At 58.4% G+C, this 16,212-nt stretch carries 12 protein-coding genes; 2 read left to right on the top strand and 10 right to left on the bottom strand.

The window, feature by feature from the left end; genetic code table 11:
• Nucleotides 1-74 precede the first annotated feature (74 nt).
• From J5M66_RS12505 to J5M66_RS12525, 5 genes are all read right to left on the bottom strand, one after another.
• Complete coding sequence (locus J5M66_RS12505; RefSeq protein WP_076562775.1) at nt 75-1,520, bottom strand: serralysin family metalloprotease; 1,446 nt, start codon at nt 1,518-1,520, stop codon at nt 75-77.
• Between the two features lie 464 nt (nt 1,521-1,984).
• Nucleotides 1,985-3,070 carry a polyamine ABC transporter substrate-binding protein gene (locus J5M66_RS12510; RefSeq protein ID WP_123442400.1) on the bottom strand — a complete coding sequence of 362 codons (1,086 nt, stop codon included), beginning with the start codon at nt 3,068-3,070 and terminating at the stop codon, nt 1,985-1,987.
• 55 nt (nt 3,071-3,125) lie between these two features.
• Nucleotides 3,126-3,470, bottom strand: coding sequence for a cupin domain-containing protein (locus tag J5M66_RS12515; RefSeq protein ID WP_207808858.1), 345 nt, complete (start codon nt 3,468-3,470; stop codon nt 3,126-3,128).
• 31 nt (nt 3,471-3,501) lie between these two features.
• Complete coding sequence (locus J5M66_RS12520) at nt 3,502-4,908, bottom strand: FAD-dependent oxidoreductase (RefSeq protein ID WP_207808860.1); 1,407 nt, start codon at nt 4,906-4,908, stop codon at nt 3,502-3,504.
• Between the two features lie 52 nt (nt 4,909-4,960).
• Entirely contained in the window at nt 4,961-5,776 is an 816-nt protein-coding gene (locus J5M66_RS12525; protein ID WP_073476200.1) for a nuclear transport factor 2 family protein, read from the bottom strand.
• A gap of 265 nt (nt 5,777-6,041) precedes the next feature.
• Here J5M66_RS12525 and J5M66_RS12530 point away from each other — a divergent pair, with 265 nt between their 5' ends.
• The gene (locus tag J5M66_RS12530; RefSeq protein ID WP_038862172.1) at nt 6,042-6,314 is read left to right on the top strand and encodes a DUF1652 domain-containing protein; all 273 of its coding nucleotides are present in this window, start codon (nt 6,042-6,044) and stop codon (nt 6,312-6,314) included.
• Between the two features lie 49 nt (nt 6,315-6,363).
• Here the strand turns inward: J5M66_RS12530 and J5M66_RS12535 are convergent, their stop codons facing one another.
• A complete protein-coding gene (locus tag J5M66_RS12535; RefSeq protein WP_207808863.1) occupies nt 6,364-8,844 on the bottom strand; it encodes a UvrD-helicase domain-containing protein in 2,481 nt (826 codons plus the stop codon).
• A 257-nt stretch (nt 8,845-9,101) separates the two neighbouring features.
• Between J5M66_RS12535 and J5M66_RS12540 the strand changes: the two genes are divergently transcribed.
• Complete coding sequence (locus tag J5M66_RS12540; RefSeq protein ID WP_016774845.1) at nt 9,102-9,797, top strand: pirin family protein; 696 nt, start codon at nt 9,102-9,104, stop codon at nt 9,795-9,797.
• A 54-nt stretch (nt 9,798-9,851) separates the two neighbouring features.
• Here the strand turns inward: J5M66_RS12540 and pgm are convergent, their stop codons facing one another.
• From pgm to J5M66_RS12560, 4 genes are all read right to left on the bottom strand, one after another.
• Complete coding sequence (gene pgm / locus J5M66_RS12545) at nt 9,852-11,498, bottom strand: phosphoglucomutase (alpha-D-glucose-1,6-bisphosphate-dependent) (RefSeq protein ID WP_095180093.1); 1,647 nt, start codon at nt 11,496-11,498, stop codon at nt 9,852-9,854.
• A 108-nt stretch (nt 11,499-11,606) separates the two neighbouring features.
• Entirely contained in the window at nt 11,607-13,007 is a 1,401-nt protein-coding gene (locus tag J5M66_RS12550; RefSeq protein WP_207808865.1) for a PLP-dependent aminotransferase family protein, read from the bottom strand.
• 49 nt (nt 13,008-13,056) lie between these two features.
• A complete protein-coding gene (locus J5M66_RS12555; protein WP_122698204.1) occupies nt 13,057-14,523 on the bottom strand; it encodes a hypothetical protein in 1,467 nt (488 codons plus the stop codon).
• 550 nt (nt 14,524-15,073) lie between these two features.
• The gene (locus J5M66_RS12560) at nt 15,074-16,096 is read right to left on the bottom strand and encodes a zinc-dependent alcohol dehydrogenase family protein (protein WP_016774849.1); all 1,023 of its coding nucleotides are present in this window, start codon (nt 16,094-16,096) and stop codon (nt 15,074-15,076) included.
• Between the last annotated feature and the right edge of the window lie 116 nt (nt 16,097-16,212).

Consider the following 16,212-nt stretch of genomic DNA (forward strand, 5'->3'; position numbering starts at 1 on the left):
GCCTGTAGCGTTGCGTACGACGCCTACCGATGCAAGTGAAGAAAGCGACGCCAGGGCGCCGCTTTCCCTTCACATCACGCCACGATGTCGCTGGTCGCTGCCTGGCCCACGGTGCTGACGATAAAGTCAGCCACGCCATGCCCGGAGAAATCCACCGACAACAGGCTGTTACCGCCCGACGAGGTCAGCACGGCATCACCGGCAGAACCGGTGAAGCTGTTGACGAAGTGCAGGCCCGCGCCGTTGGTGATGCCGGTCAGGTCGATTTTGTCCAGACCGCTGACGAAATCGAGGATCTGATCGATCGCACCCGGCTTGGAATCCGAGCTGGCGGCGAACACGAAAGTGTCCGAACCAGAACCGCCCCACAGTTTGTCAGCACCACCAGCGCCGTACAGGATGTCGTTGCCGGCACCGCCCTTCAGTTCGTTGGCTACGCTGTTGCCGATCAACAGATCGCTGCCCGAACCACCAATCGCGTTCTCGATGATCGCGCCCTTGGCAATCGACACGTTGCCGACCAGACCGCCCACGTCGGAGAAAGAAGCGTCATTGAGGTTGATCTTCTGGTTTTGGGTGAAACCGGAGAAGTCCAGAGTGTCCTTGCCGCCGGCATCCCACACCGAGAACACCACTTTGTCGCTCGACGACGATGCGCTGAGGAAATCACGGCCGGCATTGGAATTGAAGCCGTAGGTGGTATCACCAGTGCGGGTGCTGGTGTTGGCGCCGTAGAGCTTCTGGATCGCGGCGATGTCGTCCATCAGCGGGCCGGACGAGTAGGCTTCGACGCCGCCCTTGCTGAAGTTCTGGTTGGTGTTGCTCTCGCTCCAGTAACTCATGACGCTGTAGCCACGGGTGTCCTGGCCATAAGTCGCATCGTTGTAGGTCGGGTTGCCATTGCCGGCGTTGTAGTCGCCGGGGTGCGCAAGGCCCAGGGTATGGCCGATTTCGTGGGTCAGGGTCTGACGACCGTAGTTGTTCAGATCCGGGTTCTTGTTCTGCGTGTAACCGCTGTTGATCAAGTACCACGAGGTGCCGTCATAACCAGCGCCGGTCCCCGGCAGATAGGCAAACGCCGCAGCGCCATCCTGGCCACCGCTGTAGTTACCGAAGGTCATGTGCCCGTCGCCGCCCGAGGCTCTCTCGGTGAAGGTGACATTGGCCACGTCGGCCCAGGACTGCATGGCGAGCTTGGCCTGCGCCTGTTGCTGCGCGCTGAACTGACTGAATCCGCTGATCCCGTGCTTGTTCATCGTGCTGTTCGAGGCCGAGGTCAGGAACGTGTAGGTCAGTTCGATCTTGCCGCTGCCGTCCTTGTCCTGGTAGGCAGCGCCGTCACGCAGCAATTGCGTAGCCGCCTGATCGACGGTGTACGAGGGTTTGCCATTGACCGTGAGGTTGCCGCCACGGTCGTACTGATGGCTGAAGCTATTGATCTGGTTGTACGCCGAGCTGAACGCGGCCAGCTGGAAAGCCTGTTCGGCGGAATCAACAGCATTGGTTTTAACTTTCGACATAAACACACTTCCTTGTTTAGCAATGGAACAGTTTTTGTCCGACAGGACGATCTTTGGCGAGATCGTCCTATCACTCGCCCAATGAAGGCGTAACGAACCTGACACAATTGGAAATCTGTCGTAAAGAGTTTTTTTGCGATCCAATTTGGTGGTATCGGAAAACTGCCGTAAACAAAGCGTGCGGGGAGAAAAGATTGTTTTTAGTTGCGGCGAGGGTGGAAATTGTCTGACGATTTTCTATTTAAATATTAAATATCGGTAAGTTTGAATTTGTTGGGCAAGTCACACTTTCAGTCAGCGGTGCCAGTGCTTTGATATCAACTATCCTGATTCATTGAATAACGAATGTGAGAGCGAGCCTGCTCGCGAAGGCGCCAAGCCAGTCAACATAAGTGTCGAATGACAAACCGCTTCGCGAGCAGGCTCGCTCCCACAGGGGGTCTTGTATGTTGGCCTGAAAAAACTCAGCTACCGGTGCGAATCTTGTTCCAAACCCGTGTCCGGATCCGGTCGATATTCAACGGCATCGCCTCCAGCGCGAACAGCTTGCCCATCATTTCCGGGCTCGGGTAAACCTTGGTGTCGTTCTTGATCGCCGGGTCGATCAGTTTGTCGGCTTGTTCGTTGCCATTGGCGTAATGCACGTAATTGGTGATGCCGGCCATGACATCGGGGCGCAGCAGGTAGTTCATGAAGGCGTAGCCGGCCTTTTCGTCTGGTGCGTCGGCGGGCATGGCGACCATGTCGAACCAGATCGCCGCGCCCTCCTTGGGAATCGCATAACCGATCTCGACGCCGTTCTTGGCTTCCTTGGCGCGGTTCTCCGCTTGCAGGATGTCGCCGGAAAAGCCCACCGCTACGCAGATGTCGCCGTTGGCCAGGTCACTGGTGTACTTCGAAGAATGGAAGTAACTGACGTAGGGCCGCACTTTCATCAGCAAAGCTTCGGCTTTTTTGTAGTCTTCGGGATTCTTGCTGTGGTGCGGCAGGCCCAGGTAGTTAAGCGCCGCCGGGAGCAGTTCCGGGCCGTTGTCGAGGATCGCCACGCCGCACTTCTGCAGTTTTTCCATGTATTCGGGCTTGAAGATCAGATCCCAGGAATCCACCGGTGCGTTGTCGCCCAGCACCGCTTTGACCTTGGCAATGTTGTAGCCGATACCGGTGCTGCCCCACAGATAAGGGAAACCGTGCTCGTTGTTCGGGTCATTGGTCTGCAAGGCCTTGAGCAGCGCCGGGTTGAGATTCTTCCAGTTCGGCAACTGACTCTTGTCGAGTTTCTTCAGCGCCCCACCCTGAATCTGCCGCGCCATGAAGTGGTTCGACGGAAAAACCACGTCGTAACCGGATTTACCGGTCATCAGCTTGCCGTCGAGGGTTTCGTTGCTGTCGTAGACGTCGTAGGTGACGCCGATGCCCGTGTCTTTCTGGAAATTCTTCGTAGTGTCCGGGGCGATGTAGTCGGACCAGTTGTAGACCTTGACCGTCTCGGCCGCGTGACTGACGGAAGCGGCCAGCAGCAGCGGCGCCAATGCGAGGGTTTTCTGGATCATGAGGCGATTCCTGTATGGGCTTTTTTTGTTGGCAGGCAATCAAAGGATCAAACAATCAGAAAATCAGCACGTAGCTCTTGCGCACGGTTTCCTGGATATCCCAGATCCCGAGCGTGTTGGCAGGCAACATCAGTGCGTCGCCGCCTTGTATGTGCAGGGTTTCGCCGCCACCGTCGCGGGTGAAGGTGCAGCGCCCGGAAATGAAATGGCAGAACTCCTGCGCGGTGATCTGCCGCCGCCAGCGGCCCGGGGTGCATTCCCAGACGCCGGTTTCAACACCGTCGTCGCGCTCGACACTGGTGGTCGAGGCAATTGCGACGGGTTCGCCGAGGGGCACGGCGACCGGGTTGGATTCTTCGAGCTCAAGCGTGGCGGTGTTCTTGAATTGGGTGATGCTCATGGCGTGACCTGTTTATTGAGGGAAACGACGTTCAGTGCATGAAACCTTCCATGAACCCGGCAACCCGGCTGGCGAGCTTGCGCCGCCAGGGCGCGGTCGCGGGATTGGCCAGGGTCTGGTCTTCGTGCACGAAACTTTTGATGATCGCGTTGTAGCCGAGCCAGCGGCATGGCTCTGGCTCCCAGGCACGCAGCGCATGAATGCCACCGTCGGGCAGGACCCACGGTTGTTGGGTCAGCTCGCTGTCGCGCTCAAGAATCAGATCGGCCAGCGTCCGGCCGCCGAGATTGCTGGCACCGACGCCCTCGCCGCCATAACCGCCCGATAGCGCGATGCCGCTGGCGCGGTCGCAAAGCATGTGCGGCCTGAAATGCCGCGACATGCCAAGGTTGCCGCCCCAGGCGTGGGTGATCTGCACATTTTTCAGCTGCGGGAACAGTTCGCCGAACAGATAGCGGCGCAACTCGACTTCATCGCGGGTGAGGTTGAAGTCATGGCGCAGCTTGCCGGCGAACTGATAACCGCCACGGGCGCCGAAGATCAGACGATTGTCGGCACTGCGCTGGCCGTAGGTGACCTGGCGGCTGAATTCACTGAAGGCCTGGCCGCGATTGAGGCCGATTTCGTCCCAGGTCGCAGCGGACAGCGGCTCGGTGGCGACAATCAGGCTTTGCACCGGCAATTGATAACGGCCAAGTGGCGGCAAGGTCACCGAATAACCTTCCACCGCCGGGACGATCCAACGGCTGCGCACGCTGGCCTTGGCGGTACGCAGACTGCCAGGTTGCCAGTGGGTGACCGGGCTGTTTTCGTAGATTTTCACGCCCATGTTCTGCACGGTCCGCGCCAGACCACGGACCAGCTTCGCCGGGTGAATGGTCGCGACATGGGGAGCGAAGATGCCGCCGTAGGGCTTGGCCACGCGGATCTGCTGGGCCAACTGCTCGGGACTGAGCCAGCGGTAGTCGTTATCGGTAAGGCCTTGGGCGTGCAGCTTGCTCAGGTAATCACGCAGAACGGCTTCCTGCTCTGGGTAGCGCGCGGCACAATAAAGCACCCCGCCCTTACGGTAATCGCAGTCGATGCCTTCTCGTTCGAGGACGATCTCCACTTCATCGGGGATGCTGTGCAGCAGATCAAACGAAGCCCTGCGCTGCTGCGGCGACAAGCCTGCAAGCAAGCGATCCTCACCCAGCAAGTTACCCATCAGCCAGCCGCCATTGCGTCCGGACGCACCGAACCCGGCGGTTTGCGCCTCGACAATGGCAATATCCAGGCCGGGCGCCTGTTTTTTCAGGTAGTACGCCGTCCACAGTCCGGTGTAACCGGCGCCGATGATCGCCACGTCGACATCCAGATCCCGCTCAAGCGCAGGCCGCGCCAGCAGCGGTTCATCGAGCTGATCCATCCACAAACTGATCGTGCGCCACGCCGACATGCCAGACTCCGCCACTGAAAACCTTCGATGGCGTCGATCCTAGTGGCTGCCTTCAGTGGATGTCTTGCGCGCGTGCCCGCAGAGAAATTTGTTTGGCGTAGGCCTTGGGCGACTGGCCGGTGTGTTCGCGAAAGCATTTGTAGAACGCTGACAACGAATTGAAGCCGGCGGCAAACGCCAGCTCGTCGACGCGCAACGGCGGCGTGGCGCTGTCCAGCGCACGCAGCAAATGCTGCAGGCGCGCCTGATTGACGTAGCGATAAAAGCTTTGCCCGAGCACCTGATTGAGCAGATAGGAGATCTGATTACGGCTGTACCCGCACTCCTTCGCCACCCGTTGCAGGTCAAGCTCAGGGTCCAGATAGGGCTGCTGCTTTTCGAAATACTGCTGCAGGTCTTCGGCCATGAAACTCAGCTGCCGCGGTGACAGACCCAGCCGACTGACCGCCGGACGCTGACTCTGTGCCGAACTGCCGTCGGCTTGAGTACGCACCAGCGAGGCGTACTCGTTGACGCGCCAGATCAAGCCGTCCTTGACCGTGATCGCTTCGCTGGAGCGAAACGACACCAGGCCATCGCCGCCACGCAAAGTCACCTCGTACTGAATGAACGCGGTGTTGCCATCCACCCGGATTCGGTCGCAATGTTCGAGCAGTTCGTCGGATTCTCGAGGCATGCTCACGCGCACATATTCGCGCAACTCATCCAGACCGAGCACCCGGTTCTGAAAGAAATCGTTGTACTGGATCTCGGCGTGATAAAGCGCCATGACGCTGTCCAGATCCCGGTGTTTCCAGCTCAGGTGATAGCGCATGACCGTGGCGGCCGTGGCCTGGGTCTGTTCGGGGCCGTCGTCATCGGCGTGCATAAGCGGCTCGGCGAAAAAGAACCGAGCTTGCCCAACTTCCTCTGCCGCTTCAATGAAAAATCCATGGTGGCGTTTTGGCGATAATCGATGAGCCAGTGACTTACATCAAAAAATGCGAATCAATCGCTAAACGGACTGAAAAAACTCACAGTTTTTTCACACACGAATGCTACTTTTAAAGCTCAAGCACTGGTTGAGCCAATGAAGGCTCTTCCCACCTAACATGAGCAAAAGGAAGCGCTCGATGAAGCAGGCGGGCAACACCATGAATAAAGGGTTCAGCAAAGTCACCTTTCCAAACGCTTGCCAGCTGATGCGCTGGCATTTTCATCCCATGGGTTTCGAGGCGACGATGGATGCGCCGGGCAGCATGATCGCCCGTCTTTTCGATCGGGCCAGCGGCGAAACCATGATCGCCATCGCCGGCATTCCCTGCGCAACGGTGATGAACGCGGCGGACGTCGAGCGCATGATCGAAGCCATCGAGGATGAGCTGGAAGCCTTCACTCCTCCGGAATCTCTCAAGAACTACGCATAACTAACTGATTTAAAACAAAAAGCCCGCAGCGATGCGGGCTTTTTATGGGTCAGGCGCTGGTCTTTTCCTTTTCGCGTCGATGGTCGACGAAGAAGGGTTTGCCCTTGGCGACTCGATCCGACGCCCTCGGCATGTTTACCGCCTGGCTGTCTTGCGGTTCGACGTACCAATAGCAATGGCTGACGGCGCGTGTGATACCGACGTAGGCAAGGCGCAGGATTTCGTCCTTTTGCGCAGTGTCATAAGGCTCGCTGTCGCCGCTTTTGCCCAATCCCGCCATGCGATAGACCTGATTCTTGTACGGAGAACTGGTCAGATGCTGGCAATCGCCAAGCAGAAATACCGCATCAGCCTGCAAGCCTTTGGCGCTGTGATAGGTCAGTTGCTTCAGCCGCCGCGCGTCGTAGGGCAAGCTCGAATCTACATTAAGTACAGGCTGAATATGCTGCTCTATCAATAAGTTATCGCTGCTTTTTCGATAAAGCATCAAGATTGAATCGCCGCGCCGATAATGCTCGGCCAGGCGCTGACCCAATGCTTCATCGTCCCGCTCAAGCACGTTGACCGGGTGAAGCGGCTTAGGCTCACCACTGGCCTTGGCCTTCTTGCCTGCGATTGCCGGCGCTGCACGGACAATGTGTTCGGCGGCGTCGATGATGTGCTGATGGCTGCGATAGTTGTCACTGAGCATTACTCTTGTGGTGCTCGGTGAAGGAAATTCCTTGTTGAACTCCATGAAGTAGCTCGGTGAGCTGCCGCGCCAACCGTAAATCGATTGCCAGTCATCGCCGACGCACAACAGCGACGACCGCTGCGCCCCTCGCCCAACGTGCATGGCCGGGCCACGGCTGCGGATTTCATTGAGGCTGGCGCGAATCCACGAAACGATCTGCGGCGATACGTCCTGGAACTCATCGATCATCAAATGCGCCATAGGCCGCAGCAACTCATCGCTGAGCAGCTTGAGGTTTTCCGGCGAGTGCTCGCTGAACAGCGCGAACATGCGGTTGTAGGTCATCACTGGCGGCTTCTGATCCAGCAAGTGATCTTCAAATGCGCGCCAGAACAGGCTCAGGGCTTCAAAGAAAAAGCGATCGGGATCGTCCTTGGCGAAGCTCATCCGACTGACCGCGTCTGGTACATCCAGGCCGAGGTTTTCGATAAAGCCTGCTGCGGCGACAAAACAATCCAGCAATGGCGCCGATGCCAGCTCGCCTTTGACCTTGTAATCGAAGCCTGGACCGGCGCTGGCATCTCCGGCCAACGTCGCAAGAACGCGCCTGGATGACTCGTAACTATCTAACCATATCAATGGTTTACGGCAGAAAGCTTGAAACAGGGTGCGCTTGACCGCCCACTCTGCACGGACACTCAGCTTGGCGTTGGGTCGGGTCAGCTGGGCGTTTTCCCTGGGATCAAAGCCGAGCACCACCCAGGCATCGAGACTGGGAATATAGCCATGAGCGTGGAACTGCGAGCCATTGATTTCGAAGGTCTGCCGATTCGGTTCGATGCCTTTGATCGGCCACGCCCCTGCACGAAACCATAAATCTTCAATCACATCGCAGAGTTCTTCATCGCGCTTGGCTGCCAGTTCGGTGACCGCCATGCGCTTCTGCACATCGGGGTGGTCGCGTTCCAGTTCCTTTAATTGCAAACCCGCGCGGGACAGCGGCTGGATCAACTGGCGGAAACGCTCATCGTCGTTGAACAGCCGGTGATAACAAGCATTAAGTTGCTGGCGCTGTGCGTCATTGATACGCAGGTCAAACGGATTGCTGTCGACCTCCTCTGCGCCGCTTTGCGGGCGATCGCTGAGGTTCTCGAAGGCCTGCAAACGCTCGAAACCCGGCAGGCTGCGCACCATCGGCAGGATGCGTGAGTGGAAGGTTCTGACCAGCTCACGTGCCTGCTTGAGGTTCAGCGGCTGCCCCCACAGCGTGAAGATTTCGATCAGTTTGTTGATGAAGTCCTTACGCGATTCGCGGGTGAAGGTCACCACGGTCATCGAATCCAGCTCAAAACCCAGATAATGGCTGAGCAACAGAATGCGCAGCACCAGCGTGGTCGATTTGCCGGCGCCGGCACCGGCCACCACCGAGGTGGACGGCGTATCGCTGAAGATCATCTTCCACTGCGCAGCGCTGGGCTGGGCGTGGGCCGGAAGCAAACGGGCGACGTCAGCCTTGATGCGCTTCTTCAGTTCAGCCGTCAGCGGCAGACGCCAGTCATCGAACAGGTTGTTATCGACGCTGGGCGGCCGATGCTCGGTGTTGCGGCTGTCGCGAATCAGCAGAACCTGCCGGCCTTCCTCCAAACCCTCAAGCTTGCCCTCCTTGAAACCGTATTCGACGCCGGCGGTGTGGCCACTGCGAAATCCGTCGGCTTGCCCGTGCAGCCACGAGGCCCGGTGCTGGGCGCGCAGCTTGGTCAACCCGTGACCAAAGAATCGCGCGGCCAGACGTTTGAACCAGGGCATCACGGCCAGTGGACGAAGTTCAGGGGGAAGATCGGGAATGTGTTGCGCCACGCTGACGGACTCCAGGGTGTGAGGCTGTGGCGGCTATGGTGTCTGGATTTGCTGATGAGTTCTAGCGAAATGCTTACAGGTCATCGGTTTAGGCGACGAATTGAAAGTCGGATGAGACGATGTCGAGGCACCTTCCCATCAAATAACCTGATCATGATGCGGCAGTTTTTGCGCTTTTTATCGATGATTGCCTGATAGATGATCGCCGTCATCAACCACGGGGCCCGCCCCCTGACGACCCTTATTAGGAGACGATCATGCTTGAACTCAGACCCTTCAGCTCGCTGGGCGGCGCCCATCATGGCTGGCTGGACGCGCATCACCACTTTTCCTTTGCCGAATACTACGATCCGCAGCGGATGAGCTGGGGCAACTTGCGCGTGTGGAACGACGACATCATCGCCGCAGGCACCGGTTTCCCGCAGCATCCGCACCGCGACATGGAAATCATCACCTACGTGCGGGAAGGTGCCATCACGCACCAGGACAACCTCGGCAACAAGGGCCGCACCGAAGCCGGCGACGTACAAGTGATGAGCGCTGGCACCGGCATTGCTCACAGCGAGTACAACCTGGAAGACAAGGAAACCAAGATCTTCCAGATCTGGATTCTGCCGACCGAAACCGGTGCGCCGCCGTCGTGGGGAGCCAAGCCGTTTCCCAAAGGCGAGCGCGAGGGTTTTGTGACGCTGGCCAGCGGCAAGGATGGCGACGATGAGAGCCTGCACATTCGTGCCAATGCGCGTCTGGTGGCGGCGAACATCAAGGCCGGTGAAACCGCCGAATATCGGCTCGACGAAGGGCGTCGCGCCTATCTGGTTCCGGCCACGGGCGTGATCGAGGTCAATGGCTTGCGTGCCCAAGCGCGTGACGGTGTGGCGGTGGCCCACGAGCAAGTGCTGACGGTCACGGCTATCGAGGACAGCGAAATCGTACTGGTCGACCTGGCTTGATCTGCAGGCAATAAAAAAGGGCAACCGGTACGGTTGCCCTTTTTCATGTGCGCATCATTTGCTGGAAATGGCGCCGTCTACCAGAGTTTGCGCCTCGGCCACCAGTTGCTTGAGGTGGTCGTCGCCGAGGAAGCTTTCGGCGTAGATCTTGTAGATGTCTTCAGTGCCCGAAGGACGCGCGGCGAACCAGCCGTTTTCGGTCATGACTTTCAGACCGCCAATGGCTTGATCGTTGCCCGGTGCATGGCTGAGGATGCTCTGGATCTTCTCGCCTGCCAGCTCGGTCGAGGTGACCTGTTCCGGCGCCAGCTTGCTCAGCAGTGCCTTCTGCTCAGGGTTGGCCTTGGCGTCGACGCGTACCGAGAACGGTTCGCCCAGTTCGTCGGTCAGGGCGCGGTAGGCCTGGCTTGGATCGCGCCCGGTGCGCGCGGTCATTTCGGCGGCGAGCAAGGCTGGAATCAGGCCGTCCTTGTCGGTGCTCCATACGCCGCCGTCCTTGCGCAGGAACGACGCGCCAGCACTCTCTTCACCGCCAAAACCCAGCGAACCATCGAACAGACCGTCGGCGAACCATTTGAAACCCACCGGCACTTCGTACAGGCGACGGCCCAGGCGCTTGGCCACGCGGTCGATCAGACCGCTGCTGACCACGGTTTTGCCGACAGCGGCATCGGCGCGCCATTGCGGACGGTTCTGGAACAGGTAGTCGATGGATACCGCCAGATAGTTGTTCGGCGCGAGCAAACCACCGGACGGCGTGACGATACCGTGGCGGTCATGATCCGGGTCGCAGGCAAACGCCACGTCGAAGCGCTCTTTCAGGCCAATCAGGCCCTGCATCGCGTGGCTGGACGATGGGTCCATACGGATTTGACCGTCCCAATCGACGGTCATGAAACGGAACGTTGAATCGACCTGTTTATTCACCACTTCCAGGTCGAGACGGTAGTGTTCGGCGATGGCCGACCAGTAGCGCACCCCTGCTCCGCCCAACGGATCGACACCCAGGCGCAGCTTGGCGTCGCGGATGGCATCGAAGTCGATGACGTTGATCAGGTCGGCGACATAGGTGTTCAAGTAATCGTGACGATGGGTCGTGCTGGCCTTGAGCGCTTGCTCGTAGCTGATGCGTTTGACCCCGGCCAGTTTGTTCGCCAGCAGCTCGTTGGCCTTGGCTTCGATCCACTTGGTGATGTGGGTATCGGCCGGGCCACCGTTGGTTGGGTTGTATTTGTAGCCACCGCTCTGTGGCGGGTTGTGCGACGGCGTGATGACGATACCGTCCGCCAGGCCAGAGGTACGGCCGCGGTTGTAGCAGAGAATGGCGTGAGAAACTGCCGGGGTCGGCGTGTACTCATCGCCTTCGGCGATCATCACGGTGACGCCGTTGGCGGCGAGGACTTCCAGCGCGCTGGCGCCGGCCGGGGTCGACAATGCATGGGTGTCGATGCCGACGAACAGCGGGCCGGTGATGCCCTGGGCTTCGCGATACAGGCAGATCGCCTGGCTAATGGCCAGAACATGCCATTCGTTGAAACTCAAATCGAACGAACTGCCGCGGTGGCCGGAGGTGCCGAACGCCACTCGCTGGGTAGAAATCGATGCATCAGGCTGGCCGGTGTAATAGGCCGTAACCAGTCGCGGGATATCGACCAACAGTTCTGCCGGTGCCGGTTTGCCCGCAAAAGGACTGAGTGTCATGCAAAAACCTCTGAAATCGGAGTGGTTCAGGAAATGCAGCGCAGTTTACTGGCAGTTTGACCACTGTGCGACGGGATGTATCCGAAACTCGCCCGATGTTTTTTAACGTTATTGGCCAGGTGAGAGGCGCAAGGCATCGCCGAGCAAGCCGATGACACTCGGCAGATCCCGCTCGCCGTGGTGCAACGCGCTTATCCGCAGATGATCCGCATGCAGACCTTGCAGGCTGAACAGCTCGCCGGGGGCCACGATGATCTGTTGCTTGAGCAGGCGACGGAACACATTCGCCATATCGACCGGCCGTAACGAACGCACCCACACCGTCGCCCCGCCCTGCGGCTCGACTATCTGCAGCGTATCGCCCAAACGTTCGTGCAGAACCTGGATCAACACGGCTCGCCGCTCACCCAGCATTCGCCGCAGCACAAATAAATGCTGATCAAGCCGCCCGCCATTCAACAACCGGGCAATCGCCTTTTGGCGGATCGGCGACAAGCGAAATGCGCGCAGCAGAAAATGGCGTTGCAGCGCCTCACGCCAGTGACGCGACAGGACAAAGCCGAATGGCGCTTCAGCGCCGATGAATTTCTCGAAAGTGGAAAACACCAGCAGACGCTCAGGATCAAGCCAACTGCGCAAACGCTGTGAATCATTGCGCTCGTCAAGCTCGCTGTAGCAGTCGTTTTCCAGCACCCAGACGCCATGTTGATTGAGCAACTGCGCGGCGGCCTGCTGACGCTCATGGGTGAAACCCTTGCCGTGGGGCATGCTCAACACTGAAGACAAAAGAACCAGACGTACTGGCTCGTTCTCCAGCAGCGATTGCAGTACCGACAGGTCAAGCACGCCTTCGGCCAGCAATGGCCATTCGATCACGCGCACCCCGCACGACTCGAGCAGACGCAGTATCACCCAGTCGCACGGTGATTCGACAATTACGCTGGCGTGACGCAATTCAAGCACCGAAATCAGAATTTCCAGGACCCCGCGCAGATCAGCACCGATGTAGATGTCATCGGCATGCCAGAAATGCTCTGTCGAACTCGTGTACCGCGCTGCCAGGGCAACCCGCAACTCCAGCTCTCCGCAAGGCTGCACGAATGTCTGTAGCTGACGCGGATATTGGCGCAGAAGCTCACGTTCCAGCGTCAACAACGGACTGTCCAGCGGTTGCAGCGAGGCCGGTTCGTCGGCGCTCAACACACACATTCCGGGACGTCTGGCGTTGACGTACACGGTCTCCAGCAGATCATTGCCGTTGCCGGGCGCATCCATGCTGAACAGCGCTTGCGCGTAATACCCTGACTTGGCTATCGAATAGACTCGACCTTCCTTCTCCAGAAGCGAATAGGCGTACTGCACCGTTGAAATGGAGACATTCAGTCGATCCGCCAGTTGTCGCAAGGAAGGCATGCGTACCGCCGTACCACCTCCGGCGTCATCAATCAGCGTGGTCAGATATCGATAAACTGCCTGATAAACAAAGTCGTTGTCCCGCGCGCTTTTCACACCCTCATTTCCGTAGATATCGGTTCACCACCCAGGCTCCGGCTCACCGTCAGCGTTCCGTCGACCGCTCGAACGGCGCAGCCGAACGCGCCTCATCCGAACCCGAACTCTCCGAGGCCAATTGCGCAGGCGCATGAATCTGCACAGGGCCCGTTGCATAGAGGCGGATCACCAACCTGACTGGCAACCCGCTCACTTCCGTTATCCACTTCAAAACCTGCTCCGGCGCGTGCAAGCCTTGCATGGCGCGGTGCAGGTCAGGCATGGCGACCAGCATGCCGGGATGACAGTTGCGCAGGAACCGCTCGAGACCTTTGCCGTTGTCGATGAACGGCGCAAACAGTAGGCACACCAGCTGCGTTTCGCTCAATCCGAAACCATTGATGAGGTAATCCTCGGCAAGCGCCCGCAGCTGCTCCGGCCCGCCGGCATTGTCATAGCTGGCCAGCAAGTGCTCGCAGACAGATTCGGCGACCTGTTTTCGCCGCATGTCGGCCAGCGTGTGACGAACATAATCGTCGATACCCGCCTCATAGTCGCGCCCCTCGATGAAGCGTGCGTACAAACCTCGCACGTGCGCCGAGATCAGAGGGTCAGCGAATACCGCTTCGCCCTGGTACAGCGCCAAATCGTCAGGTTCATAACCGAGAAATTCGCCCAGCAGCGGCCAGCGATCCTCGATTTTGCCGACCATCATGTCGTTGATGTCGATAAAACTGGTGCGCCGGCAGGCTTCGAACTCACCTTCCGGGCGCCACGCTATCCGGTCATCATCTGCGCGCAGCTCGCGGTAAAAATCATCACCGAGCCCGTCGAGCAGCGGAAAAAGCGCTTCGAATCCGGCATTGACCAGTTCTGGACCGGCTATTGCCACTCGCTGCATTGCACGGTTCAGGCCTTCGAGGAAATGCTGCTGACTGCCTTTGGTTTCAGTGCTGATCATGGCGTCGACACCATTGTTCCAGCGGGCGATCTGGCTGTAGTACTCGGCCGTCGCCAGATAGGCGTCATCCCATAATTCAGGCGTTTCCAGCCAGGTGCGACAGTGCCCGACCAGCAGCAGATTGACGCGGCTGGCCTCACGCCCTTCGCTGCTCACAGGCGTGCGATGGTCGAACGGCAGCACTTCGCGGTTATCGACCATCAGCACCTCGACCCGCGGATCGTCATAAAGAAACAGTGCGCTGTAGCTGCGATGCAGGTTTTGCAGGGCGAGCGGGCTGTCGCCACTCCAGCGCAGGGACGCCACGCGCAACTGGAAGGTCGCCGGAGCACGTCCGGCAATGGTCAACTGCGCAGCCCGGAGCAAGGCCAGGGTGTAGCAGCCGTCACGCAGGCCGGACTGAGGCACCAGCACCTTGAATTGCCCAATGTTTTCCATGCCGCCAGCGGCCACCACCAGGCGCTGTATCAGCAACTGCAATGCCGTGCGCTCGGCTCGGGAAAAGAAACTCAGCAGACGCTGCAATACTTGCTGATAGACATAGTTCATTGCCTGATCATGGATCGTGCTCATCGGTATTTACCCGGTATCAAAAGTTTCATGCCGCGCAGACATGACAATGGGCGCGCGGCAATTGGATCAATAAGTAATAGACGCTGAAATGCTAACACTTACAAAGTTGTAGTTATTTGAAACACTTCACCTGAATAAAGCCATCCAGATGCCAATCGTCACGTTCAACCACCCGTATTCATTGGGCTTTCGCCATTCGCAAATGATCTGAGGAAACTTCCCACAACGTCCCACGACAAATCATTACAAGAAAAGGAGAAGCAACTTCCGAAACGCCCTACAGCAATTAAACAGAAATTGACGAAGCCAGCCGAGCCAGCCATTTGATATTGCCTTGGACAAACTGAATGCACAGCCATAGCTCATTCCTTGAGATGAAAGTAATCATTCAATTATCAGTGCTTATAGTGTGATTAGAAGATACAGATCGAAGGCAAAAACCAGTTCAGTTGCTGAAGGGCCGATGCTTCGATATCGGGAAGGGTTTACTGACAGCGGAGGATCTAAACAGAAAAGAGTCCGTGGCGGCCACGGACTCTAATGAGCGGATTTACGCGGTTTCCACTTGCAGGGCCACTCGCTCGCGGCATGGGCATTCGTCCATGTAGCGATGCGCTTCAACGAACTCGTTGAACGCGAATACACGAGTCTTGAGCGGCAGGAGCACGCGGTCAGCGGTCAACTGGTTGATGTCACGCAAAGCACGCTGCAGAGCGACGTGGTCCTGGACAATGCCCAGCTCCGGCTTGCCGGTGAAGTTGCCGATGCAGTGCACGAAGAACTGGATGTTCTTCTGAAACGCCGCACACGCCGGGAACGGGGTCTGGTTACCACCTTGCAAGCCGTACAGCACCAGACTGCCGCGTGGGGCCAGTACATCGCCAAGCAACGACATCTGCGGGCCGCCAAGACCATCGAACACCACATCGACGCCGCGGTTGTCGGTGATCTTGTTGATGCGCATCAACAGATCTTCCTCTTCGGTGACGATGACCTTCTCCGCACCGAGGGACAGCAGGTACTCACGCTCCTCCGCCGATTTGGTCGCGGCGATCACTCGCACACCCAGCGCTTTGCCCAATTGCACAAACGACGGCCCGGCGCAGTGGCTGGCGTCAGTCACCAGCGCAAATTGACCAGGTTTGACCCGCGCCAGATCGGCATAAGCGAAGTAGGCGATCAGCAGCGGCGTGTAATGCACACTCGCTTCGATCGGGCTGAGCACATCGGGATAACGGGTCAGCGCGGTGCGCGGCAGAACGATCGACTCGCCGTAAACCGGATAGTCGTTCGGGCTTTCCGCTGGAAAGCTGGCCACTTTGTCGCCGACGGACAGGTCGTCGACATCAGCGCCCACCGCAGTGACCACGCCAGCCATTTCATGACCGAGGCCCGAAGGCAGACGTGCCTGGGACGACGCCAGATTCTGGCGCCACAGGGTGTCGTACCAACTGATGCCGATTGCCTCGACACGCACCTGCACTTCGCCAGGACCTGGCTGAGCAGCCGCATGCTCTTCGCATTTGAGCACCTCGGCCGGACCAAACTTGTGAAAACGGATCGTGCGGGACATCGCAAACCTCGTCAAAGTAACCTCTAATGCCATGAACTCTATCTGGGCTTTGGACCCAAGACCATCAGTGGCTATTAATAGTCGACATGCCTGTCATTGATTCCGCATCAAGGGCG

The sequence above is a fragment of the Pseudomonas sp. 67(2021) genome, from assembly GCF_017491835.1.
In the GTDB taxonomy this organism is placed as follows: Bacteria; Pseudomonadota; Gammaproteobacteria; order Pseudomonadales; family Pseudomonadaceae; genus Aquipseudomonas; species Aquipseudomonas atacamensis.

Bases quoted from the DNA above. Each gene is read 5' to 3' on its own strand.
- J5M66_RS12505 (WP_076562775.1), bottom strand. From the start codon at position 1,520: ATGTCGAAAGTTAAAACCAATGCTGTTGATTCCGCCGAACAGGCTTTC.
- J5M66_RS12510 (WP_123442400.1), bottom strand. From the start codon at position 3,070: ATGATCCAGAAAACCCTCGCATTGGCGCCGCTGCTGCTGGCCGCTTCC.
- J5M66_RS12515 (WP_207808858.1), bottom strand. From the start codon at position 3,470: ATGAGCATCACCCAATTCAAGAACACCGCCACGCTTGAGCTCGAAGAA.
- J5M66_RS12520 (WP_207808860.1), bottom strand. From the start codon at position 4,908: ATGTCGGCGTGGCGCACGATCAGTTTGTGGATGGATCAGCTCGATGAA.
- J5M66_RS12525 (WP_073476200.1), bottom strand. From the start codon at position 5,776: ATGCACGCCGATGACGACGGCCCCGAACAGACCCAGGCCACGGCCGCC.
- J5M66_RS12530 (WP_038862172.1), top strand. From the start codon at position 6,042: ATGAATAAAGGGTTCAGCAAAGTCACCTTTCCAAACGCTTGCCAGCTG.
- J5M66_RS12540 (WP_016774845.1), top strand. From the start codon at position 9,102: ATGCTTGAACTCAGACCCTTCAGCTCGCTGGGCGGCGCCCATCATGGC.
- pgm (WP_095180093.1), bottom strand. From the start codon at position 11,498: ATGACACTCAGTCCTTTTGCGGGCAAACCGGCACCGGCAGAACTGTTG.
- J5M66_RS12555 (WP_122698204.1), bottom strand. From the start codon at position 14,523: ATGAGCACGATCCATGATCAGGCAATGAACTATGTCTATCAGCAAGTA.
- J5M66_RS12560 (WP_016774849.1), bottom strand. From the start codon at position 16,096: ATGTCCCGCACGATCCGTTTTCACAAGTTTGGTCCGGCCGAGGTGCTC.